This window comes from Arthrobacter sp. Leaf141, from assembly GCF_001424565.1.
In the GTDB taxonomy this organism is placed as follows: Bacteria; Actinomycetota; Actinomycetes; order Actinomycetales; family Micrococcaceae; genus Arthrobacter.
Window position 1 is genome coordinate 447,600 of the sequence record NZ_LMOL01000005.1, and the last position, 18,960, is coordinate 466,559.

Annotated in this window: 27 protein-coding genes; 20 read left to right on the forward strand and 7 right to left on the reverse strand. The window is 63.3% G+C overall.

What is annotated here, in order from left to right:
• Positions 1 to 375: 375 nt before the first annotated feature.
• The 12 genes from rplN to map all read left to right on the forward strand — a co-directional run bounded on the left by rplN (position 376) and on the right by map (position 7,547).
• Positions 376 to 744 carry a 50S ribosomal protein L14 gene (gene rplN, locus ASF72_RS04620; RefSeq protein ID WP_024366126.1) on the forward strand — a complete coding sequence of 123 codons (369 nt, stop codon included), beginning with the start codon at positions 376 to 378 and terminating at the stop codon, positions 742 to 744.
• Between the two features lie 3 nt (positions 745 to 747).
• On the forward strand, positions 748 to 1,110 hold the full coding sequence (rplX, locus tag ASF72_RS04625) for a 50S ribosomal protein L24 (RefSeq protein WP_050684390.1): 363 nt from the start codon (positions 748 to 750) through the stop codon (positions 1,108 to 1,110).
• On the forward strand, positions 1,110 to 1,691 hold the full coding sequence (rplE, locus tag ASF72_RS04630) for a 50S ribosomal protein L5 (RefSeq protein ID WP_050684389.1): 582 nt from the start codon (positions 1,110 to 1,112) through the stop codon (positions 1,689 to 1,691). The genes rplX and rplE overlap by 1 nt, the downstream gene beginning before the upstream one ends.
• A gap of 91 nt (positions 1,692 to 1,782) precedes the next feature.
• Positions 1,783 to 2,181 carry a 30S ribosomal protein S8 gene (rpsH, locus tag ASF72_RS04635; RefSeq protein WP_050684388.1) on the forward strand — a complete coding sequence of 133 codons (399 nt, stop codon included), beginning with the start codon at positions 1,783 to 1,785 and terminating at the stop codon, positions 2,179 to 2,181.
• A gap of 18 nt (positions 2,182 to 2,199) precedes the next feature.
• The gene (rplF, locus tag ASF72_RS04640; protein ID WP_050684387.1) at positions 2,200 to 2,736 is read left to right on the forward strand and encodes a 50S ribosomal protein L6; all 537 of its coding nucleotides are present in this window, start codon (positions 2,200 to 2,202) and stop codon (positions 2,734 to 2,736) included.
• A 2-nt stretch (positions 2,737 to 2,738) separates the two neighbouring features.
• Positions 2,739 to 3,122: a 50S ribosomal protein L18 gene (gene rplR / locus ASF72_RS04645; RefSeq protein ID WP_011692796.1), complete on the forward strand. Its 384-nt coding sequence runs from the start codon at positions 2,739 to 2,741 to the stop codon at positions 3,120 to 3,122.
• A complete protein-coding gene (gene rpsE / locus ASF72_RS04650; RefSeq protein WP_050684386.1) occupies positions 3,119 to 3,847 on the forward strand; it encodes a 30S ribosomal protein S5 in 729 nt (242 codons plus the stop codon). The genes rplR and rpsE overlap by 4 nt, the downstream gene beginning before the upstream one ends.
• Positions 3,848 to 3,850: 3 nt before the next feature.
• Complete coding sequence (gene rpmD, locus ASF72_RS04655) at positions 3,851 to 4,057, forward strand: 50S ribosomal protein L30 (RefSeq protein WP_050684385.1); 207 nt, start codon at positions 3,851 to 3,853, stop codon at positions 4,055 to 4,057.
• On the forward strand, positions 4,058 to 4,546 hold the full coding sequence (gene rplO, locus ASF72_RS04660; RefSeq protein ID WP_050684384.1) for a 50S ribosomal protein L15: 489 nt from the start codon (positions 4,058 to 4,060) through the stop codon (positions 4,544 to 4,546).
• A gap of 218 nt (positions 4,547 to 4,764) precedes the next feature.
• Entirely contained in the window at positions 4,765 to 6,075 is a 1,311-nt protein-coding gene (gene secY, locus ASF72_RS04665) for a preprotein translocase subunit SecY (RefSeq protein ID WP_050684383.1), read from the forward strand.
• A gap of 5 nt (positions 6,076 to 6,080) precedes the next feature.
• Positions 6,081 to 6,650 (forward strand): adenylate kinase, encoded by a 570-nt coding sequence (locus tag ASF72_RS04670; RefSeq protein WP_197273515.1) that lies wholly within the window; start codon positions 6,081 to 6,083, stop codon positions 6,648 to 6,650.
• Between the two features lie 69 nt (positions 6,651 to 6,719).
• Positions 6,720 to 7,547 carry a type I methionyl aminopeptidase gene (gene map, locus ASF72_RS04675; RefSeq protein WP_056596987.1) on the forward strand — a complete coding sequence of 276 codons (828 nt, stop codon included), beginning with the start codon at positions 6,720 to 6,722 and terminating at the stop codon, positions 7,545 to 7,547.
• 55 nt (positions 7,548 to 7,602) lie between these two features.
• Here map and ASF72_RS04680 read toward each other — a convergent pair whose 3' ends face one another.
• The 5 genes from ASF72_RS04680 to ASF72_RS04700 all read right to left on the reverse strand — a co-directional run bounded on the left by ASF72_RS04680 (position 7,603) and on the right by ASF72_RS04700 (position 11,787).
• Positions 7,603 to 7,824 (reverse strand): helix-turn-helix domain-containing protein, encoded by a 222-nt coding sequence (locus tag ASF72_RS04680; protein WP_050684380.1) that lies wholly within the window; start codon positions 7,822 to 7,824, stop codon positions 7,603 to 7,605.
• Positions 7,824 to 8,315, reverse strand: coding sequence for a DUF2975 domain-containing protein (locus ASF72_RS04685; RefSeq protein ID WP_056596989.1), 492 nt, complete (start codon positions 8,313 to 8,315; stop codon positions 7,824 to 7,826). Before ASF72_RS04685 ends, ASF72_RS04680 begins: the two co-directional genes overlap by 1 nt.
• A 122-nt stretch (positions 8,316 to 8,437) precedes the next feature.
• Positions 8,438 to 9,781 (reverse strand): ABC transporter substrate-binding protein, encoded by a 1,344-nt coding sequence (locus tag ASF72_RS04690; RefSeq protein WP_050684418.1) that lies wholly within the window; start codon positions 9,779 to 9,781, stop codon positions 8,438 to 8,440.
• 132 nt (positions 9,782 to 9,913) lie between these two features.
• Positions 9,914 to 10,828 (reverse strand): carbohydrate ABC transporter permease, encoded by a 915-nt coding sequence (locus tag ASF72_RS04695; protein WP_050684378.1) that lies wholly within the window; start codon positions 10,826 to 10,828, stop codon positions 9,914 to 9,916.
• Complete coding sequence (locus ASF72_RS04700; RefSeq protein WP_056596991.1) at positions 10,825 to 11,787, reverse strand: carbohydrate ABC transporter permease; 963 nt, start codon at positions 11,785 to 11,787, stop codon at positions 10,825 to 10,827. The genes ASF72_RS04695 and ASF72_RS04700 overlap by 4 nt, the downstream gene beginning before the upstream one ends.
• A 300-nt stretch (positions 11,788 to 12,087) precedes the next feature.
• Here ASF72_RS04700 and ASF72_RS04705 point away from each other — a divergent pair, with 300 nt between their 5' ends.
• The 8 genes from ASF72_RS04705 (at position 12,088) to ASF72_RS04740 (ending at position 17,355) form a co-directional block, all read left to right on the forward strand.
• Positions 12,088 to 13,017 (forward strand): P1 family peptidase, encoded by a 930-nt coding sequence (locus tag ASF72_RS04705; RefSeq protein ID WP_056596993.1) that lies wholly within the window; start codon positions 12,088 to 12,090, stop codon positions 13,015 to 13,017.
• A gap of 172 nt (positions 13,018 to 13,189) precedes the next feature.
• Positions 13,190 to 13,411 carry a translation initiation factor IF-1 gene (gene infA / locus ASF72_RS04710; protein ID WP_009358723.1) on the forward strand — a complete coding sequence of 74 codons (222 nt, stop codon included), beginning with the start codon at positions 13,190 to 13,192 and terminating at the stop codon, positions 13,409 to 13,411.
• Between the two features lie 69 nt (positions 13,412 to 13,480).
• The gene (gene rpmJ, locus ASF72_RS04715) at positions 13,481 to 13,594 is read left to right on the forward strand and encodes a 50S ribosomal protein L36 (protein WP_009358722.1); all 114 of its coding nucleotides are present in this window, start codon (positions 13,481 to 13,483) and stop codon (positions 13,592 to 13,594) included.
• A gap of 177 nt (positions 13,595 to 13,771) precedes the next feature.
• On the forward strand, positions 13,772 to 14,146 hold the full coding sequence (gene rpsM / locus ASF72_RS04720; protein WP_050684375.1) for a 30S ribosomal protein S13: 375 nt from the start codon (positions 13,772 to 13,774) through the stop codon (positions 14,144 to 14,146).
• Between the two features lie 101 nt (positions 14,147 to 14,247).
• Positions 14,248 to 14,649 carry a 30S ribosomal protein S11 gene (gene rpsK / locus ASF72_RS04725; RefSeq protein WP_018769149.1) on the forward strand — a complete coding sequence of 134 codons (402 nt, stop codon included), beginning with the start codon at positions 14,248 to 14,250 and terminating at the stop codon, positions 14,647 to 14,649.
• Between the two features lie 131 nt (positions 14,650 to 14,780).
• A complete protein-coding gene (locus ASF72_RS04730) occupies positions 14,781 to 15,791 on the forward strand; it encodes a DNA-directed RNA polymerase subunit alpha (RefSeq protein WP_050684374.1) in 1,011 nt (336 codons plus the stop codon).
• A 77-nt stretch (positions 15,792 to 15,868) separates the two neighbouring features.
• Positions 15,869 to 16,432, forward strand: a complete 564-nt coding sequence (gene rplQ, locus ASF72_RS04735; RefSeq protein WP_056596995.1) for a 50S ribosomal protein L17 — start codon at positions 15,869 to 15,871, stop codon at positions 16,430 to 16,432.
• 32 nt (positions 16,433 to 16,464) lie between these two features.
• Positions 16,465 to 17,355, forward strand: a complete 891-nt coding sequence (locus tag ASF72_RS04740; protein ID WP_200933616.1) for a tRNA pseudouridine synthase A — start codon at positions 16,465 to 16,467, stop codon at positions 17,353 to 17,355.
• Positions 17,356 to 17,439: 84 nt separating this feature from the next.
• On the opposite strand, the gene ASF72_RS04745 is transcribed toward ASF72_RS04740, so the two are convergent.
• Together ASF72_RS04745 and ASF72_RS04750 are read right to left on the reverse strand one after the other, a co-directional pair.
• Positions 17,440 to 18,318, reverse strand: coding sequence for a type II secretion system F family protein (locus ASF72_RS04745; protein WP_056596997.1), 879 nt, complete (start codon positions 18,316 to 18,318; stop codon positions 17,440 to 17,442).
• Between the two features lie 10 nt (positions 18,319 to 18,328).
• Positions 18,329 to 18,960, reverse strand: a 632-nt coding sequence (locus ASF72_RS04750; RefSeq protein ID WP_235504651.1) for a type II secretion system F family protein, incomplete at its 5' end; no start/stop codon positions are given.

Genomic DNA, 18,960 nt, shown 5'->3' on the forward strand with positions numbered 1-18,960 from the left:
CGCCGTACGCCCTGGCGGCCACGCACCCGGCCGCACGGGGCGGCCTGGCCGGCTGCCGCCGTCGTCCATCCGTGTTGCCGGGGCAGCGCGGCAGGTGATATGGGGATCTGAACGAAACGTGCTAAGATTTTGAGTTTGTATGGCGCTTTCTCGCGCCTTCATCAAACCTCGTAAACAAGCGTGCCACGGCATAGTGCCCCCTGACGCCCGGATCCGGTCCGGAACGGATGGGAGCAACTGCTTCAGGCACGGGCGTTTAGGCCTGGTCTGGCAAAATCCAGGCAGGTCAAGAGACACCCCGATCAACCGTTCCGCAAGGCTCATTCCGTAGGAAGATTTTCGGTCTGAGAACCGGCGCGACGCAAGGAGTAAATAGTGATTCAGCAGGAGTCGCGACTCAAGGTCGCCGACAACACGGGTGCTAAGGAAATCCTTACCATTCGCGTTCTCGGTGGATCTGGCCGTCGCTACGCAGGCATTGGCGACGTCATCGTCGCTACCGTCAAGGACGCAATTCCGGGCGGCAACGTAAAGAAGGGCGATGTTGTCAAGGCAGTCATCGTCCGTACCAAGAAGGAACGCCGCCGTGCGGATGGTTCCTACATCAAGTTTGACGAGAACGCAGCTGTGATCCTGAAGGCTGACGGTGACCCCCGCGGTACCCGTATCTTCGGACCGGTTGGTCGTGAACTTCGCGACAAGAAGTTCATGAAGATCGTTTCTCTGGCTCCGGAGGTGCTCTAGTCCATGGCTGCAAAGATCAAGAAGGGTGACCTGGTTCAGGTCATCACTGGCGCCAAGGCAGAGCGTGGCGGCGACCGCGGCAAGCAGGGCAAAGTCCTGCGCGTGTTCACCGACACCAACCGCGTGCTGGTTGAAGGCGTCAACCGCGTAACCAAGCACACCAAGGTCGGTCAGTCGCAGCGCGGCACCAAGACCGGTGGCATCGAGGTTGTTGAAGCCCCGATCCACATCTCCAACGTGGCTCTGGTTGACCCGTCCACCAAGAAGCCCACCCGCGTCGGCTTCCGCATCGACACCGTTGAACGTGACGGCAAGCAGCGCGAAGTACGCATCCGCGTGGCCAAGAGCTCAGGGAAGGACATCTAATGACTGAGACTCTCGAGACTCCGGCAACGAAGATCGTTCCTCGTCTGAAGACCAAGTACGCCGATTCCATCAAGAGCACGCTCGTTGAGGAATTCAAGTACGAAAACGTCAACCAGGTTCCCCGCCTGGTGAAGGTCGTTGTGAACATGGGTGTTGGAGATGCCGCCAAGGACTCCAAGCTGATCGACGGCGCTGTCCGCGATCTGACCCTGATCACCGGCCAGAAGCCGCAGGTAACCAAGGCCCGCAAGTCGATCGCACAGTTCAAGCTGCGCGAAGGCATGCCCATCGGTGCACACGCTACCCTGCGTGGCGACCGCATGTGGGAATTCCTGGACCGCCTGGTCACCCTCGCACTGCCCCGTATCCGCGACTTCCGCGGCCTGAGCGGCAAGCAGTTCGACGGAAACGGTAACTACACCTTCGGTCTGACCGAACAGGTTATGTTCCACGAAATCGACCAGGACTCCATCGACCGCGTCCGCGGTATGGACATCACGGTTGTTACCACTGCCAAGACCGATGACGAAGGCCGCGCGCTGCTTAAGGCGCTTGGTTTCCCGTTCAAGGCCGAAGACTAATCTAACTACGTAAAAGGTCCGGCGGCACGGCCCCTGAATCCGTTCAGGGCAGCGCCGCGGAAACCGTTATGAGGAAGGGCACGAGCCCACCATGACAATGACAGATCCTGTCGCAGACATGCTCACGCGTCTGCGCAACGCAAACTCGGCATACCACGATTCCGTGACCATGCCGTACAGCAAGCTCAAGGCACGCGTTGCCGACATCCTGAAGGCAGAAGGCTTCATCGCCGGCTGGAAGGAAGAGGAAGCTGAGGTCGGCAAAAAGCTGACCATCGATCTGAAATTCGGTCCGAACCGCGAGCGTTCAATCGCTGGCGTCCGCCGTATTTCCAAGCCGGGCCTGCGTGTTTACGCAAAGTCCACCAACCTGCCGCACGTGCTGGGTGGCCTGGGTGTCGCAATCCTGTCCACCTCTTCCGGCCTCCTGACTGACAAGCAGGCCGGCAAGAAGGGCGTGGGCGGCGAAGTCCTCGCGTACGTCTGGTAACGGGAAAGGAAGAGAATAATGTCACGTATTGGACGTCTCCCCATCACCGTTCCTGCCGGCGTTGAGGTCAAGGTTGACGGCTCTGTCGTCAGCGTCAAGGGCACCAAAGGCGAGCTGAACCACACTGTGGCCAGCCCGATCGAGGTCACCCTGGATGCAGACACCCTGACCGTCGCCCGCCCGAACGACGAGCGCGCCTCCCGTTCACTCCACGGCCTCACACGCACCCTGATCTCCAACATGATCGAGGGCGTTACGAAGGGCTACGAGAAGAAGCTTGAAATCGTCGGTACCGGTTACCGCGTTCAGGCCAAGGGATCCGACCTTGAGTTCGCTCTTGGTTACAGCCACCCGGTCAGCGTTGCTGCCCCGGCCGGCATCACCTTTGCAGTAGAGACCCCGACCAAGCTCTCTGTTTCAGGTATCAACAAGCAGCAGGTCGGCGAGGTTGCTGCCAATATTCGCAAGCTGCGGAAGCCGGACCCCTATAAGGGCAAGGGCATCCGTTACGCCGGCGAAGTCATCCGCCGCAAGGTCGGAAAGGCTGGTAAGTAACCATGGCCATCGCAATTAACAAGAAGCGTACGAACAAGAGCAAGTCTGCTTCGCGCAGCCGCCGCCAGCTTCGTATCCGTAAGCGCATCTCCGGTACGGCTGTACGTCCTCGTCTGGTCGTCAACCGTTCCGCACGCCACGTATTCGTCCAGGTTGTCGATGACACCAAGGGCCTGACCGTAGCGAGCGCCTCCACTCTGGAAGCCGACCTCCGTGCATTCGACGGTGACAAGACTGCCAAGGCCAAGCGCGTTGGCGAGCTCGTTGCCGAGCGTGCGAAGGCTGCCGGTATCGAAGCTGTTGTCTTCGACCGCGGTGGTAACAAGTACCACGGCCGGATCGCCGCTGTCGCTGACGGCGCACGTGAAGGTGGGCTGTCACTGTGACGGAAGCAAACAAGGAAAAGGACACTGTGTCTGCAGATCAGAAGGCAACTGCTGCCGTAGCTGCTCCGGCCACTGACGCGACCGCTCCCGCAGCTGCCGACGACCGCCGTGGTGGCGCCCGTCGCGGCGAGCGTGGCGACCGCGGCCAGGGCCGTGGCGACCGTGGTGGCCGTGGTGGCCGCGACGGCGGCCGCGAAGCTGAGAAGAGCCAGTTCGTAGAGCGCGTTGTTACCATCAACCGCGTTTCCAAGGTGGTCAAGGGTGGTCGTCGCTTCAGCTTCACCGCACTGGTCGTCGTTGGTGACGGTAACGGCATGGTCGGCGTTGGCTACGGCAAGGCTAAAGAAGTTCCTGCCGCTATCGCAAAGGGCGTCGAAGAGGCCAAGAAGTCCTTCTTCCGCGTTCCCCGCGTTGGCAACACCATCCCGCACCGCGTTCAGGGTGAAGCCGCTGCCGGCGTCGTAATGCTGCGTCCGGCTTCCGCCGGTACCGGTGTTATCGCCGGTGGTCCGGTCCGTGCAGTACTGGAGTGCGTGGGCATCCACGACATCCTCTCCAAGTCGCTCGGTTCCTCAAACGCCATCAACATCGTTCACGCGACCGTTGATGCCCTGAAGCGCCTCGAAGAGCCGGCAGCAGTGGCAGCACGCCGCGGCCTGCCGCTGGACGAGGTTGCTCCGGCTGCGCTGGTGAAGGCCCTCCTGAACTCAAAGGCTGGTGTCTAAGTTATGGCTAAGAACCTGGTCCCCTCCGACTCCAAGTTGGAGATCACTCAGATCAAGTCCGCCATTGGCGGCAAGCAGAACCAGCGCGACACCCTGCGGTCACTCGGCCTGAAGCGGATCGGACAGACTGTTGTCCGCACCGCCGATGCCGTCACCGTCGGAATGCTGAACACGGTTCCGCACCTGGTAAAGGTAGAGGAGGCGAAGTAAATGGCAGACAAGACTGCTGAAAAGGCACAGGGCACCGCTGAGAAGCAGAACGCCCTGAAGGTTCACCACCTGCGTCCCGCCCCGGGTGCCAAGACCGCCAAGACCCGTGTTGGTCGTGGTGAAGGCTCCAAGGGTAAGACCGCTGGTCGCGGTACCAAGGGTACAAAGGCCCGCTACCAGATCAAGGCTGGCTTTGCCGGCGGCCAGCTGCCGCTGCACATGCGCCTGCCGAAGCTGCGCGGTTTCAAGAACCCGTTCCGCGTTGAGTTCCAGGTTGTAAACTTGGACAAGCTCAACGAACTGTTCCCCGAAGGTGGCACTGTCACCGTGGAGAACCTGGTTGAAAAGGGCGCCGTTCGCAAGAACCAGCCCGTCAAGGTGCTGGGCACCGGCGACATCACCGTCAAGGTTGACGTCACCGTCCACGCATTCTCGGCCAGCGCTGCTGAAAAGATCGCTGCAGCAGGCGGATCCACCACCGCCCTCTAAGGCGCGGCGGGCGGAAGCCTTCTGTTGAACTCCCGGTATCCGGGGCCCCAGGCCCTGGCTACCGGGAGTTTTTCACATGCACCGGGCGATATTCCGCCACCGCCGGGCGCAGCCGGGCCCGCCCGGATTGTTCGCATCGCGCAATCAACCGTTAGACTCGGTTGTTGGGATTTATAGATCCCCATCACACCACTCTCTTTGACACCACAGGAGGACGCTTGCTTAGCGCATTTGGCCGGGCCTTTCGCACGCCTGATCTGCGACGCAAGTTGTTGTTCACGCTGGGAATCATCACCATCTTCCGCTTGGGTGCGTACATTCCCTCGCCCGGTGTGAGCTACCAGAATGTCCAGCAATGCTTGCAGAACGGTCAGACCGCAGGCGGGCTCTACCAGCTCGTCAACCTGTTCAGCGGCGGTGCGTTGCTCCAGGTGTCCATCTTCGCCCTGGGCATCATGCCGTACATCACGGCCAGCATCATCGTCCAGCTGCTCCGGGTGGTTATTCCCCGGTTCCAGCAGCTGTACGAGGAGGGCGCGTCGGGCCAGTCCAAACTGACCCAGTACACGCGTTACCTCACCATCGCCCTCGGTTTGCTGAACGCCACCACGCTGATTTCGCTGGCGCGTTCCGGCCAGCTGCTTCCCGGCTGTAACCTCCCGATCATCCCCGACGACAGCATCATCACCACGATCCTGCTGATCATCACCCTGACGGCCGGCACCGGCCTGATCATGTGGATGGGCGAACTGGTCACCGAGAAGGGCGTGGGCAACGGCATGTCGCTGCTCATCTTCACGTCCATTGCGGCGACCTTCCCGTCCTCGCTCGGCGCCATCTGGACCTCGCAGGGCCCCGGAACGTTCTTTATCGTCCTGGCCGTGGGCCTGCTCACCGTGGCCCTGGTGGTGTTCGTTGAACAGTCCCAGCGCCGCGTCCCCGTGCAGTACGCCAAGCGGATGATCGGCCGCCGCACCGTCGGCGGCACCAGCACGTACATCCCCATCAAGGTCAACATGGCCGGAGTTATCCCGGTCATCTTTGCCTCCTCGATGCTTTACCTGCCCGGCCTGATCTCCCAGTTCAACCAGCCCAAGGCCGGCGAGCCGATCCAGCCGTGGGTTGAGTGGATCAACAACAACCTCACCCGAGGCGACCACCCGATCTACATGGTGCTGTACTTCGCCATGATTGTGTTCTTCACCTACTTCTACGTCGCGATCACCTTCAACCCTGAAGAGGTCTCGGACAACATGAAGAAGTACGGCGGCTTTATCCCCGGCATCCGTGCCGGCAAACCTACCGCTGATTACCTGCAGTACGTCCTCTCCCGGATCACGCTCCCCGGTGCCATGTACCTCGGCTTCGTTGCGCTGATCCCGTTGGTTGCCCTGGTGCTGATCAACGCGAACCAGAACTTCCCGTTCGGTGGCACCTCGATCCTGATCATGGTGGGTGTTGGCCTGGAGACCGTCAAGCAGATTGATGCGCAGCTACAACAACGTCACTACGAAGGGCTTTTGCGATGACGAGAATGCTGATTATTGGACCTCCCGGGTCCGGCAAGGGAACGCAGGCAGAGCGGATTTCGGAACGCCTCGGCGTTGTTGCAATCTCCACCGGCGACATCTTCCGTGCCAACGTCAAGGGCGAAACGCCGCTGGGCCTCGAAGCCAAGCAGTACATGGACAACGGTGACTTTGTCCCGGACAGCGTCACCAACAAGATGGTCCGCGACCGGCTCAGCGAGTCCGACGTCGTCAACGGCTTCCTCCTGGACGGCTACCCCCGCACGACGGCCCAGGTTGACTACCTCGACGAAATCCTCGCCACCGGCGATGAGAAGCTTGACGTTGTTCTCCAGCTGACCGCCGACGACGAGGAACTGGTCCACCGGCTTTTGGGCCGGGCCAAGGAAACGGGCCGGAGCGATGACAACGAAGCCGTCATCCGGCACCGCCTGGACCTCTACCACGAGCAGACCGAAGCTGTGGTGGCCAAGTATGCCGAGCGCGGCATCCTCACCCAGGTGGACGGCATCGGCGCGATCGATGAAGTCACCGATCGCGTGATGCAGGCTATCAAGGCGGCACAGGCAGCCTGATTCAGGCGAACGTTTTGCGAGGCTCCTCCCGGTCCAGGGAGGAGCCTTCGCCATTTGAAAGGACACACCATGGCCTTCGGCCAGCCCCGCATTGAATACAAAAACAACGCCCAGATGCGCACCATGCATGAGGCCGGACTGGTCCTCAGCCGCGCGCTTGACGCCGCAGTGGCCGCCGCGGTGCCGGGAGTCACCACCAAGCACCTGGACGACGTGTTCGCGGCCGTCCTCAACGAGGCGGGCGCCAAGTCCAACTTCCTCGGCTATCACGGCTTCCCGGCCACCATCTGCACCTCCGTGAATGAGGAAGTGGTCCACGGCATTCCCGGCAGCCGCGTCCTGGCCAACGGCGACATCATCTCGATCGACGGCGGGGCAATCGTCAACGGCTGGCACTCCGACTCGGCCCGGACCGCTATTGTGGGTGACGCGGATCCCGAGGACCAGCGGCTCTCCGACGTGACCCAGGCCGCCATGTGGCGGGGGATCGCGGCCCTTGCCTCAGGCACCCACGTGGGTGATATCGGCGCGGCGATCGACGACTACGTTTCCGGTGTCAGCGGTAAGCCGCTCGGCATCCTCGAGGACTACGTGGGCCACGGCATCGGCTCCGAGATGCATATGGCCCCGGACGTGCTCAACTACCGCACCAGCCACCGCGGACCCAAGATCCGCGCGGGCCTCTGCCTGGCCATCGAGCCCATGTTGGTCCGCGGCAGCATCGACACGGCCGTGCTGGCGGACGACTGGACAGTGGTGACCACTGACGGCAAGCGCTCCTGCCAGTGGGAACACTCTGTGGCAGTTCACGAAAAAGGCATCTGGGTGCTCTCAGCGCCCGACGGCGGCGCGGAGCACCTGGTGCCCCTCGGCGTCACGCCCGTACCGATCCCGTAGCGCCCCCTCCCAACTGACTCGCACTTGTTGTCGTTTTGAGCGCTGAAAACGACAACTACTGCGAGTCAGTTGGGTCCGGCTCCCAGCGCAGGAGGTCGCCCGGCTGGCAGTCCAGCACCCCGCACAGGGCTTCTAGGGTGGTGAACCGGACAGCCTTGGCCCGGCCGTTCTTCAACACGGCCAGGTTGGCCGGGGTGATCCCGATCTTTTCGGCCAGCAGCCCCACCGGCATCTTCCGCTTGGCCAGCATTACGTCGATGTCCACGATGATGGGCATCAGATGACCTCGTCCAGTTCCGAACGCAGGGTGGTGGCTTCCGCGTCCCGGGCCACGGCCTGGGCCAGGAGCGTGCGCAGGACCAGGACAATTAATGCCACGCCGGCCACCAGCAACGCGGCGCCGCACACCAGCAGGACCACACCGGGGGCGATGTCGCCGGGTGCCAGCAGGACAGCCACGCCAAACACCAGCAGGGATGCCGCGGTCATGGCGCCGAAGATGATGTCCACGTAGCGGAAAGCCGCCAGCGAGAAGACGGTGCCGCGCCGGACCATGGTCAGCAGCCGCCAGACGCAGACCGCAGTGATTTCGACGCACAGGATTCCCAGCACCACGATAACCAGCGCCGCGACCCGGGGCCCTTCTGGTGCGCCCGCCTCTTCCAGGTCCACGGCCAGCAGCGGCACCATGCGCACCTGGACAAACAGCGAGCCTGCGAGGACCAGAGCCAGCACAATGCGGAGGGCGAAGACGGACAGTTTTCCCACGGACAGCTCCTAGTATCGAACAACAATGGCAATCTATCGTTAATCAATAGATTGAACAAGCTGTCCACAGCACAAAAGGCCAGGTGCAGCTTTGGCAGCCGCACCTGGCCTTCAGCGGAAGGTTATGCCTTCAGCTTGGGCTTCACATCGGTGTTGTACAGGCCCTCAAGGGTAGCCTTCAGCTCGGTCATGGTGGTCTTGACGTCCGCTTCCTGGGTGAGGATCTTCGCCGCCGCCTTGGCCATCTCCTGGTCCGCGCCGGGCAGGAACGCCCGGGCGTTGTCCTGGACGCGGGTCACGGCCAGCTGGTCCATTGCGGTCTTGATCTGCGGGGTCTTGGCCAGCACGGCGGTCATGTCGGCCGACTTCCTGGTGGGCATGTAGCCCGTGGCGGCCGAGAACGCCGCGGTGTTTTCCGGCTCGGTGACGAACTGCAGGAACATGGCTGCGGCCAGCTGCTCCTCAGGGGTGACTCCGCTGGGGATGCCCAGGCCCGCGCCGCCGGTGGGGCACACCTCGGTCTTGGCCTTGGAACCGCCGGGAAGGAAACCAACGCCCACGTTGAAGGTGGCGGACTTGAGGATGCCGATCAGCGAGCCCGTGGAGGACACCGTAGCCGAGGCCAGTCCGGCAGCGAAGTCATCAGCCGATTCCTTCGAAGACACCCCGGCCCAGGCGTCCTTGTACACAGAGTCCTGGGCTGCCTGGAGTGCCGCCACCGACTCGGCCGAATCGCAGGTGACCTCCCAGTCCCTGGACCATGAGCCACCTTCGCCCCAGAGGTTGTTCTGCAGGGTCCAGCCCGCGTAGCCGGCCAGGGCCGGGTGCATAAACGCGTACTGGGCCCCGGTGGTTGCCTTCAGCTTCGGTGCCCATTCGGCGAATTCCTGCCAGGTGGCGGGCGCCCGGTCCGGCAGCCCGGCAGCAGCGAAGTGGTCCTTGTTGTAGTAGAACAGCGGAGTGGAACGGCCGTAGGGCAAGGCCCACTGCTGGCCGTCGTACTTGTAGTCGTCCACCAGGGAGGTGCGGAAGTCGTCCAGCTTGACGTCCAGCTGGCTGATGAGGGAGTCCAACGGGATGATGTTCCCGTTGAGGTAGTAGCGGAACCACCAGACGTCAGACAACACCACCAGCGCGGGCAAACCGGACTTCGCGGCCTGCGCCGTCTGGAACTTCTGGGCGATTTCCTCATAGTTGGCGCCGGCTGTGACCAGGTTGACTTTGATCCCGGGATTTTTGGCCTCGAAGCGCGCGATCATGTCCTTTTCCACGTCCTGGGACTTGCCCGGGTGGTTGGACCAGAAATCGATGGACGCGGCGGGGGTGACGCCGTCAAAATTCAGGGCCGTCTCGCTGGGACCCGTGCCGGCAGCGGTGGAGGGGCCACCGCAGGCGCTGAGCGCGGCGGCGCCGGCCCCCATTCCGGCCAGGGAAAGGAAGAGCCTGCGGTCCAGTGCCAGCTTCAGTGGTTTCGGTGCCATGGGTGGTGCCTTTCGTTTGTGCCGGGGCAGGCTGCGGCGCAGCCCGGCGGTCCGGCTGGATGCGGTGGGAGGAGAGCTTTTGGTTGAAGGAACGGCCGACGGCGGGTGGCCGGGGGATCAGCCCGTGACGCTGCCCTGGGTCAGGCCGGCCACGATGTAGCGCTGCAGCATGGCGAAAACCACCAGGATGGGCAGGATCACCAGGACGGCACCGGCCATCATGATGCCCCAGCCGGCGCCGTTGCCTTCGGAGTTCTGGAGCAGGGTCAGGCCTACGGGCAGCGTCATGCTTTCGGGCTTGTCGGTGATGATCAGCGGCCAGATGTATTCGTTCCACTCGCTGACCACGGTCACCAGGGCCACGGTGGCGATGGAGGGCAGGGATACCGGGGCCGCCACCTGCCAGAGCCGGCGCCAGTGCCCGGCGCCGTCAATCTCCGCGGCCTCCATGATGGAAGCCGGCAGGGTGAGGAAGTGCTGGCGCAGCAGGAACGTGCCGAACGCTGTTCCCAGGCCGGGGAGGATGATGCCCCACAGGGTGTTTTTGCCGCCCATCCCGGCGATCAGGATGTAGTTGGGCAGGATGGACACCTGTGCCGGGACCATCAGCGCCACCAGGATGAGCACAAAGATCAGCTTCTTGCCCGGGAAGCGGACAAAGACCAACGCGTAGGCGGTGAGGATGGCCAGGAGCACCTTGATGCCGGAGCCCACCACCGTCACCACGGTGCTGTTGAGGAAAAACTGGCCGAACGGCACGGTGGTGGTGGCGATCCGGTAGTTTTCCGGGTCCAGGCTTTTCGGCAGCACCTGGAGGTCAAGGGTGACGATCTCGCCCGGCTGCTTGAACGAGCTCAACACCATCCAGAGCAGCGGCAGGAACACCACCAGTACGGCCACCACCAGCGGAACGTAGCCGGCCAGGAGGGTCTGGACCAGATTGGTCCGGCTGAAGGGGCGCACCCGCGGTGCGGGGCCGTCGTCGTCAAGGCTGTCGGCGCGGGGGACTGCGGGGGCGGTGGGCGCGCTCATGAGTAGTGGACTTTCCGCTCGACGAACCGCAGCTGCAGCACCGTGATGACCAAAAGGATGGCAAAGAGCACCACGGAGATGGCGGCGGAGTAGCCCGCGCGGTTGTAGGCGCCGAAGGCCTGCAGGTAGGCCTCGTAGATCAGGGTGCTGGTGCCGGAACCCAGCGGGGTCATGATCCGGATCAGGTCAAAGGCCTGCAGCGAGCTGAGCATGGTGGTGATCAGCAGGAAGAACGTAGTGGGGGAGAGCAGCGGCACGGAGATGCTGCGGAAACGGCGGAAACTTCCCGCCCCGTCCAGGGCAGCTGCCTCCATTACATCTTTAGGCAGCGACTGCAGTCCGGCCAGGAACACCACGGCGCAGTAGCCCAGGTTCTTCCAGACGTACACGATGATCACCATGACCAGCGACAGTTCCGGATTGTTGATCCACTGCGGGCTCTGCTGGCCCAGTCCGCGGAGGAGCCAGGACAGTACGCCGTACCCGGGGTCGAAGATGAACAGCCACACGAGTCCTACGCCAACGCCGGAAAGTACGTAGGGGGCGAACACGGCGGCGCGGGCGAACGTGGTGCCGCGGACCCTGCTGTTCAGGGCCACAGCCACCAGCAGCCCAAGGACCATGGAGCCGCCCACGGTGGTCACGGTGAAGATGGCGGTGGTGCCCAGGACCTTGGGGGCGTCCGCGCTGGTGAAGAACCTGACGTAGTTTTCGAGTCCGACGACGGTGGCCGAGGCGGAGCCCAGCGTCCAGTTCAGCGTGGAGTAGTAGATGTTGTTCAGCAGCGGGAGGTAGGTGAACGTCCCGATCAGCACCAGGTTGGGCAGGGCGAGGGCCAGGAAGACAATGAAGTCCCGGCGGGACCTGGCGGACCAGCGCGGCCGGGCCGCAGGTGGGGTCGGGGCGGGCGGCGGTGCCGGTTGCATGGCAGGCCTGGCCCCGGAAAGGGAAGTGGTCATGGGTCTCTTACGAAGAAGGCCCTGGTCAGGGCGCTGCGGAGGGGGGAGCTGACTCTCACTCCACCACACCGGTCAGTGGCTAAAGCGACGGTTTCCGGCTTCCCGGGAATTGTTGGCCAACCCTTTCCTGGCTGTTTACGGACCGTTGAAGTCCGGGTGGCGCAAAGTTCGTTTCCGCCGCCGGGGGTGGTCACCTTTCCCCGCCTTTGGGACCCAACTGACTCGCAGTTGTTGTCGTTTTGGGGCCCCAAAACGACAACAACTGCGACCTAGTTGGGGGAGGGGGAGGAGAATGGTGGGATGGGAGCGATCACTGATGTGCCCGGTATCCGGGTGGGGCAGGTCCAGCAAGTCGGCGGCGGCTGGCTGTCCGGGGTGACAGTGGTCCTGCCCCCGCCGGGCACTGTGGGCTCCGTGGACGTCCAGGGCGGCGGCCCGGCCACCCATGAAACGGAAGCCCTGGATCCCACCACCCTCGTTTCCACCGTGGACGCCGTGGTCCTGACCGGCGGCAGCGCGTACGGACTTGCCTCGGCGGCAGGGGCGCAGCGCTGGTGTGAGGAGAACGGCCGCGGGTTCGCCGTTCCGGGCGGCGTGGTCCCCATCGTGCCGGCCGCGGCCATCTTCGACCTGGGCCGGGGCGGCGACTTTTCCGCCCGGCCCACCCCGGACATGGGATACGCTGCAGCTGCCGCAGCCGGGCGCCAGGTTGAAGGGCACGACGTCGGCCGCGGGAACGTGGGGGCAGGTACCGGGGCCGTGATTGGCAGGACCTACAAGGGCGGTGTCGGCACCGCCTCTGCCACCCTTCCCGGCGGTGTGGTGGTGGGCGCGCTCGCTGTGGTCAACGCCCTGGGCCTGCCGTTTGAACCTGCCCGGCAAGCGGCGGCGCCGGCAGACGGCCCACCGCTTAACACCACGCTGGTGATAGTAGCCACCAACGCTGTCCTTGACCCTGCGGAGTGCAAACGGACGGCAGCGGCCGCCCATGCCGGGCTGGCGCGGGCCTTGAACCCGTCCCACACGCTGGCGGACGGGGACGCGGTCTTCTGCCTGGCCACCGGCGCCGTGGCCCTGGACCGGAGCACCGGAACGGCCCGGCAGATCAGCCTGGTGACGCTGCAAAGCGCGGCAGCCGACGTCGTGCGTGCCGCCATCCTGGACGGCATCGCCTGCGCCGAACCGGTGCGCACGCCCGCCGGGGATTATGGTGCATTCGGCACCACGTAGGTTAGTATGGCCGATTTAACTTTTACCGGCGAACAGGGTAGTGTTGCTTGTTGGTTGTCTGGACTGCCGCGCCCTTTTGGGCTCAGGAGAAGATGATCGATCCAACAAAAACGTTCGTGGTCTTTCCCGGTGCAATCCGGCAGGGCTGCGGCAACAACAGTTAGCGGAGGGTATGGCCAAGAAGGACGGGGTCATTGAGATCGAAGGCGTTGTGACCGAGGCGCTGCCTAACGCGATGTTTCGCGTTGAGCTCACCAACAAGCACATCGTTCTGGCACACATCTCTGGAAAGATGCGCCAGCACTACATCCGGATCCTCCCCGAGGACCGCGTAGTGGTGGAGCTGAGCCCGTACGACCTCACCCGTGGTCGTATCGTCTACCGCTACAAGTAAATTGCTGGGCAGTTGCGGCATCCGCTGCCGCTGCTCCAGTTGACCAACTGTTACACGCAAAGGAACGCCATGAAGGTCAAGCCGAGCGTCAAGCAGATCTGCGAAAAGTGCAAAGTGATCCGCCGTAATGGCCGGGTCATGGTGATCTGCGAGAACCCGCGCCACAAGCAGCGCCAGGGCTAATTTCCTTCCCTGAAGGAAACCCTGGGTTGCTAACCCACGCAAGTAAATAAAAGGCAGCACAAGCTGAACTGGGACGTACTGAGCCCGGACAGCTAACCCCCGGTCGGAGGCTGGGGCCGCACGGAACGTGCGGGTGTACTGCCTAGGACCTCCGGTTTATCAAGGAGTACTGCCACTATGGCTCGTCTCGCTGGCGTAGACATTCCCCGCGAAAAGCGGCTGGAAATTGCGCTTACTTACATCTACGGCGTGGGCAAGACCCGTGCACACGAAACCCTGGCTGCCACTGGCATCAGCTCTGACGTCCGCGTTAAGGACCTCACGGATGCCCAGCTGGTTGAGCTGCGTGACTACATTGAAGGCAACTACAAGGTTGAGGGTGACCTTCGCCGCGAAGTAGCAGCAGATATCCGCCGCAAGGTTGAAATCGGCAGCTACGAAGGCCTGCGCCACCGCAAGGGCCTGCCCGTACGCGGACAGCGTACGAAGACCAACGCACGTACCCGCAAGGGCCCGAAGCGTACCGTCGCCGGCAAGAAGAAGGCTCGCTAAACCGCACCTGCCTCCTGAGGCCACTTCGGTGAGCCCGGGAACCCGGCAAGTGTGGGTCCAAGCGCCAGCTTTCCCCCAATAAACTTTCTGTAGGAGAAAAAATGCCCCCGAAGACTCGTGGCGCGGTTCGCAAGCCGCGTAAGAAGGACAAGAAGAATATCGCGCTTGGCCAGGCGCACATCAAGAGCACGTTTAACAACACCATCGTTTCCATCACGGATCCGAACGGTGCTGTCATCTCCTGGGCTTCCTCAGGTGAGGTTGGCTTCAAGGGTTCGCGTAAGTCCACCCCGTTCGCTGCCCAGATGGCTGCCGAAGCCGCTGCAAAGCGTGCGCAGGAGCACGGCATGCGCAAGGTCGACGTTTTCGTCAAGGGCCCGGGCTCCGGCCGCGAAACCGCAATCCGCTCGCTGCAGGCCGCTGGCCTGGAGGTTGGCTCCATCCAGGACGTCACCCCCGCAGCGCACAACGGTTGCCGCCCGCCGAAGCGCCGCCGCGTCTAAGCCTTTCGACGTTGCATAAGCTTGCCCGGACCACTGATGGTCCGGGCAGGCCCAGCGCGTTAAGTCTTCAGACCGCATTTCCACCACCTGTGTTGCGTCATATAGCGGATGCTCGCCGAAAGGAAACCTAAGTGCTCATTGCACAGCGCCCCACCCTCTCCGAAGAGGTAGTCTCCGAAAACCGTTCGCGTTTCATCATTGAACCGCTGGAACCGGGCTTCGGCTACACCCTCGGAAACTCCCTCCGCCGTACCCTGCTTTCCTCCATCCCCGGCGCTGCTGTCACCAGCATCCGGATCGATGGCGTGCTGCACGAGTTCACCACGGTTCCGGGTGTCAAGGAAGATGTCACCGAGATCATCCTGAACATCAAGAGCCTCTCGGTTTCCTCCGAGCACGATGAGCCGGTTGTTGCCTACCTGCGCAAGCAGGGCCCCGGAGTCGTCACCGCCGCGGACATTGCTCCGCCGGCCGGCGTCGAATTCCACAACCCGGATCTGCACATTGCCACGCTGAACTCGAAGGGCAAGTTCGAACTCGAACTGACCATCGAGCGCGGCCGCGGCTACGTTTCGGCAGCTCAGAACAAGTCCGGCGATGCAGAGATCGGCCGTATCCCGGTCGACTCCATCTACTCGCCGGTCCTGAAGGTCACCTTCCGCGTGGAAGCAACCCGTGTTGAGCAGCGCACCGACTTCGACAAGCTCATTGTCGACGTCGAGACCAAGCAGGCCATCGCCCCGCGCGATGCGGTTGCTTCCGCAGGCACCACCCTGGTGGAACTGTTCGGTCTGGCCCGCGAGCTGAACACCGCAGCTGAAGGTATCGAGATTGGCCCGTCGCCCACAGACGCTGCACTTGCAGCTGACATGGCACTGCCGATCGAGGATCTGGACCTCACCGTCCGTTCCTACAACTGCCTCAAGCGTGAGGGCATCCACAGCGTGGGTGAACTCGTTGCACGCTCCGAGGCCGACCTGATGGACATCCGCAACTTTGGTGCGAAGTCCATTGACGAGGTCAAGGCAAAGCTGGTTGAACTGGGCCTGTCCCTCAAGGACTCGCCTCCCGGTTTTGACCTCGCAGCACGCGCCGCAGCAATTGAAGAGGACGACGCCGCTTTCGGCGACGACGAACTCTAACAAACAGATCTTGGCCGGCTGGCTGGATGCACCACGGTGTGCGCAGCCCACTGGCTTCCATATGAGGAGAAACTATTATGCCTACCCCCGCTAAGGGTCCGCGCCTCGGAGGCGGAGCGGCTCACGAGCGTCTTATGCTCGCGAACCTGTCCGCCGCACTGTTCGAGCACAAGCGGATCACCACCACGGTGACCAAGGCCAAGCGCCTGAAGCCCTACGCAGAGCGTCTGGTGACCTTCGCCAAGCGTGGCGACCTGGCTTCACGCCGCCGCGTACTCGGCCTGATCAGCAACAAGGGCATTGTCCACGAGCTGTTCACCGACATCGCCCAGGCAGTGGAGAACCGCGACGGCGGCTACACCCGCATCACCAAGATCGGCAACCGCAAGGGCGACAACGCTCCCATGGCTGTCATCGAACTGGTTCTCGAGCCGGTTTCCGCCAAGCAGGCTGTTGTCGCCGAAGCCACCCAGGCTGCCGCCAATGCCGCCCCGGTTGCTGAGGAAGCACCCGCCGAAGAGGCTCCCGTTGCAGAAGAGGCTTCGGCCACCGAAGCTCCCGCCGCTGACGAAGCTGCTGCTGACGAGGCTCCGGCCGCCGACGCCGAGGCTCCGGCCGCCGAGGAGAAGGACGCGAAGTAATTCGCTGACTTCCTTCGCATAGACTTGAGTCTATGAACGACCAAAAACCCGCGGCCCCCGTTTTGGGGGGCGGCGGGTTTTTGCGTATCCGGCTTGATCTTTCGTACGACGGCGGCTCCTTCAGCGGGTGGGCCCTCCAGCCGGGACGGCGGACCGTCCAGGGGGTCCTGGAAGAGTCGCTCGCGCTGTTGCTCCGGCGCCCGGTCCGGGTCACGGTGGCGGGCCGCACGGATGCCGGCGTGCACGCCCGCGGGCAGGTGGTCCACCTCGACCTTCGCGAAGAGGAGTGGCGCGGACTGCCGCGCGGGCACGAACTTGATCCCGCTGTCGCGCTCCTTCGCAGAATCCGCGGTGCGCTGAGCCGGATCCTGGGTGACTTGTCCGGCGCCGTCGAAGTGCATTCGGTGGATCTGGCGCTGCCCGGGTTCGACGCCCGGTTCTCGGCGCTCTGGCGCCGCTACACCTACCGGATCGCGGACGGGCAGGCACTCTGGGATCCGCTGGGCCGGTCCTACACTCTCTGGCACCGGAACCCGCTGGATGTTTCGGCGCTGAACCAGGGAGCATCCCGGCTCCTGGGGCTGCAGGATTTCCGGTCCTACTGCAAGCCGCGGGAAGGCGCCACGACCATCCGCGAGCTGCAACGGTTTGAATTTTCCCGGGGCGGGGACGGGGTCCTGGTTGCAACAGTCCAGGCGGACGCGTTTTGCCACAACATGGTGCGGGCCCTGATTGGCTCAGCACTCTATGTGGGGGAGGGCCAACACCAGCCGGGATGGCTTTACGAGCGGCTGATGGAGCGGAAGCGGGACGCCAAGTCGGTGCTGGCCGCACCACACCCCCTGGTCCTCGCCGAAGTCGCCTATCCGTCAGGCCCTGAGCTGCTGGCGCGGGCGGAACTGACGCGGGCACGGCGGGAGTAGTTCTTCACCACCGGCAGGCAAACTCCATAAAGGACCCCCTCGGTTCTGGGTTCCGAGGGGGTCCGGTCTATGGATGGTGAAGGCTCAGCTGAACGCTTCGATGATGTTGATGACCGCAGGACCCAGGATGACGATGAAGATCACCGGGAAGATGAACAGCAGCAGCGGGAAAAGCACCAGGACCGGAAGCTTCATGGCTTTGTACTCAGCGCGCTGCCGGCGCTTGACGCGCATTTCATGCGCCTGGGACTTCAGGACCTTGGCGATGGCGATGCCGTAGGTGTCGGCCTGCACGATGGCCCGGACAAAAGACCGAAGGTCCTGCACGCTGCTGCGGTCGGCCATTGCCAGATACGATTCGCGCCGGCTGCGGCCCACCTGCATGTCCTGCAGGGTCCGGATGAGTTCCACTGCAAGGGGCCCTTTGCCATTCTGGCCTGCCTTGGCCATGGCCGACTCGAAACCGAGCCCGGCCTCAACTGAAATGAGCATCTGGTCCAGGGTGTTGGGCAGCTCGAGTTGGATCTTCTTCTGCCGCTCCGCACCCCGGCTGTGGACCAGCAGATCCGGGACGAAGTAGGCAAGGGCGGTCACGAAAACAGCAAGCAGGAGCAGCTGCGGCGTGGCGCCACGGCTGAGCAGCAGCATCATCAGGACGGCCGCGATGAGCGCCAGTGCCGGTTTTGCGACGAGGAGCCGGGACAACGGCATGGACGCCGGCCTGCCGGCCAGGGCCAGGAGCCTGTCCAGCTTTCCGATGTAGCCCTTGGGCGTAAGCCGTTGCGCCATCCGCTCCAGGTTCATGTTCTGGGCTTTCGGCCCGGAGGCGCCGGCACTGAGACCGCGGGCAAGGTTGCCCTGGATCACTGTGTGGGACTTCCTGTCAACAGCGACGACCGACCACAGCAGGATGGATGCGGGCACCATGGTTACGGCGATGATGCCCCAGACAATTGGCTGCATAACAAATCCCCTAGAATTTCAGATCGCTGATTTTATGGACCCAGAAACCGCCGATTGCCATCATGACGGTGGCAATTCCCAGCAGCATCCAGCCGACCGGGTGGCCGAAGAGGTTGCCCATATATTTGGGGTTGACCAGGCTGAGGAAGACCAGCAGGAGGACCGGCAGGGCCATCAGGATGATGGCCGACAGTTTGCCTTCAGCGCTCAGCGCCTTGACGGTGCCTTTGATTTGGGCCCGCTCGCTGATGGTTTCGCCCACCTGGTCAAAGACCTCGGCGAGGTCGCCACCCACCTCGCGGTTGATCTCGATGGCCTCGGCCATCCACCGGAAGTCATCGCTTTTCATCCGGACCGCCACATCACCCAGGGATTCCTGCAGGTCCCGGCCAAGCCGGGTCTCGTTCACTACGCGGGAGAACTCCGTAGCAGTGGGTTCGTTGGCTTCCTGGGCCACCGCATCGATGGCCCGGAGCACGCTGTGGCCAGCCCGCAGCCCACCGGAGATCATGGTCAGGGTGTCCGTGAGCTGTTCGCCGAACCGGCTCCTGCGACGCGAGACCAGCACCGACAGGTAGACCCTTGCCAGGACGGGAACCAGGATGGCGAACAGGAGGGCCATGCCGGCCCCCTGCAGGATGA

Excerpts from the sequence above, each read along its gene's own strand:
- rplX (WP_050684390.1), top strand. The coding sequence starts at position 748 with ATGGCTGCAAAGATCAAGAAGGGTGACCTGGTTCAGGTCATCACTGGC.
- rplE (WP_050684389.1), top strand. The coding sequence starts at position 1,110 with ATGACTGAGACTCTCGAGACTCCGGCAACGAAGATCGTTCCTCGTCTG.
- rpsH (WP_050684388.1), top strand. The coding sequence starts at position 1,783 with ATGACAATGACAGATCCTGTCGCAGACATGCTCACGCGTCTGCGCAAC.
- rplF (WP_050684387.1), top strand. The coding sequence starts at position 2,200 with ATGTCACGTATTGGACGTCTCCCCATCACCGTTCCTGCCGGCGTTGAG.
- rplR (WP_011692796.1), top strand. The coding sequence starts at position 2,739 with ATGGCCATCGCAATTAACAAGAAGCGTACGAACAAGAGCAAGTCTGCT.
- rpmD (WP_050684385.1), top strand. The coding sequence starts at position 3,851 with ATGGCTAAGAACCTGGTCCCCTCCGACTCCAAGTTGGAGATCACTCAG.
- rplO (WP_050684384.1), top strand. The coding sequence starts at position 4,058 with ATGGCAGACAAGACTGCTGAAAAGGCACAGGGCACCGCTGAGAAGCAG.
- ASF72_RS04670 (WP_197273515.1), top strand. The coding sequence starts at position 6,081 with ATGCTGATTATTGGACCTCCCGGGTCCGGCAAGGGAACGCAGGCAGAG.
- map (WP_056596987.1), top strand. The coding sequence starts at position 6,720 with ATGGCCTTCGGCCAGCCCCGCATTGAATACAAAAACAACGCCCAGATG.
- ASF72_RS04680 (WP_050684380.1), bottom strand. The coding sequence starts at position 7,824 with ATGCCCATCATCGTGGACATCGACGTAATGCTGGCCAAGCGGAAGATG.
- ASF72_RS04695 (WP_050684378.1), bottom strand. The coding sequence starts at position 10,828 with ATGAGCGCGCCCACCGCCCCCGCAGTCCCCCGCGCCGACAGCCTTGAC.
- ASF72_RS04700 (WP_056596991.1), bottom strand. The coding sequence starts at position 11,787 with ATGACCACTTCCCTTTCCGGGGCCAGGCCTGCCATGCAACCGGCACCG.
- ASF72_RS04705 (WP_056596993.1), top strand. The coding sequence starts at position 12,088 with ATGGGAGCGATCACTGATGTGCCCGGTATCCGGGTGGGGCAGGTCCAG.
- infA (WP_009358723.1), top strand. The coding sequence starts at position 13,190 with ATGGCCAAGAAGGACGGGGTCATTGAGATCGAAGGCGTTGTGACCGAG.
- rpmJ (WP_009358722.1), top strand. The coding sequence starts at position 13,481 with ATGAAGGTCAAGCCGAGCGTCAAGCAGATCTGCGAAAAGTGCAAAGTG.
- rpsM (WP_050684375.1), top strand. The coding sequence starts at position 13,772 with ATGGCTCGTCTCGCTGGCGTAGACATTCCCCGCGAAAAGCGGCTGGAA.
- rpsK (WP_018769149.1), top strand. The coding sequence starts at position 14,248 with ATGCCCCCGAAGACTCGTGGCGCGGTTCGCAAGCCGCGTAAGAAGGAC.
- rplQ (WP_056596995.1), top strand. The coding sequence starts at position 15,869 with ATGCCTACCCCCGCTAAGGGTCCGCGCCTCGGAGGCGGAGCGGCTCAC.
- ASF72_RS04740 (WP_200933616.1), top strand. The coding sequence starts at position 16,465 with ATGAACGACCAAAAACCCGCGGCCCCCGTTTTGGGGGGCGGCGGGTTT.
- ASF72_RS04745 (WP_056596997.1), bottom strand. The coding sequence starts at position 18,318 with ATGCAGCCAATTGTCTGGGGCATCATCGCCGTAACCATGGTGCCCGCA.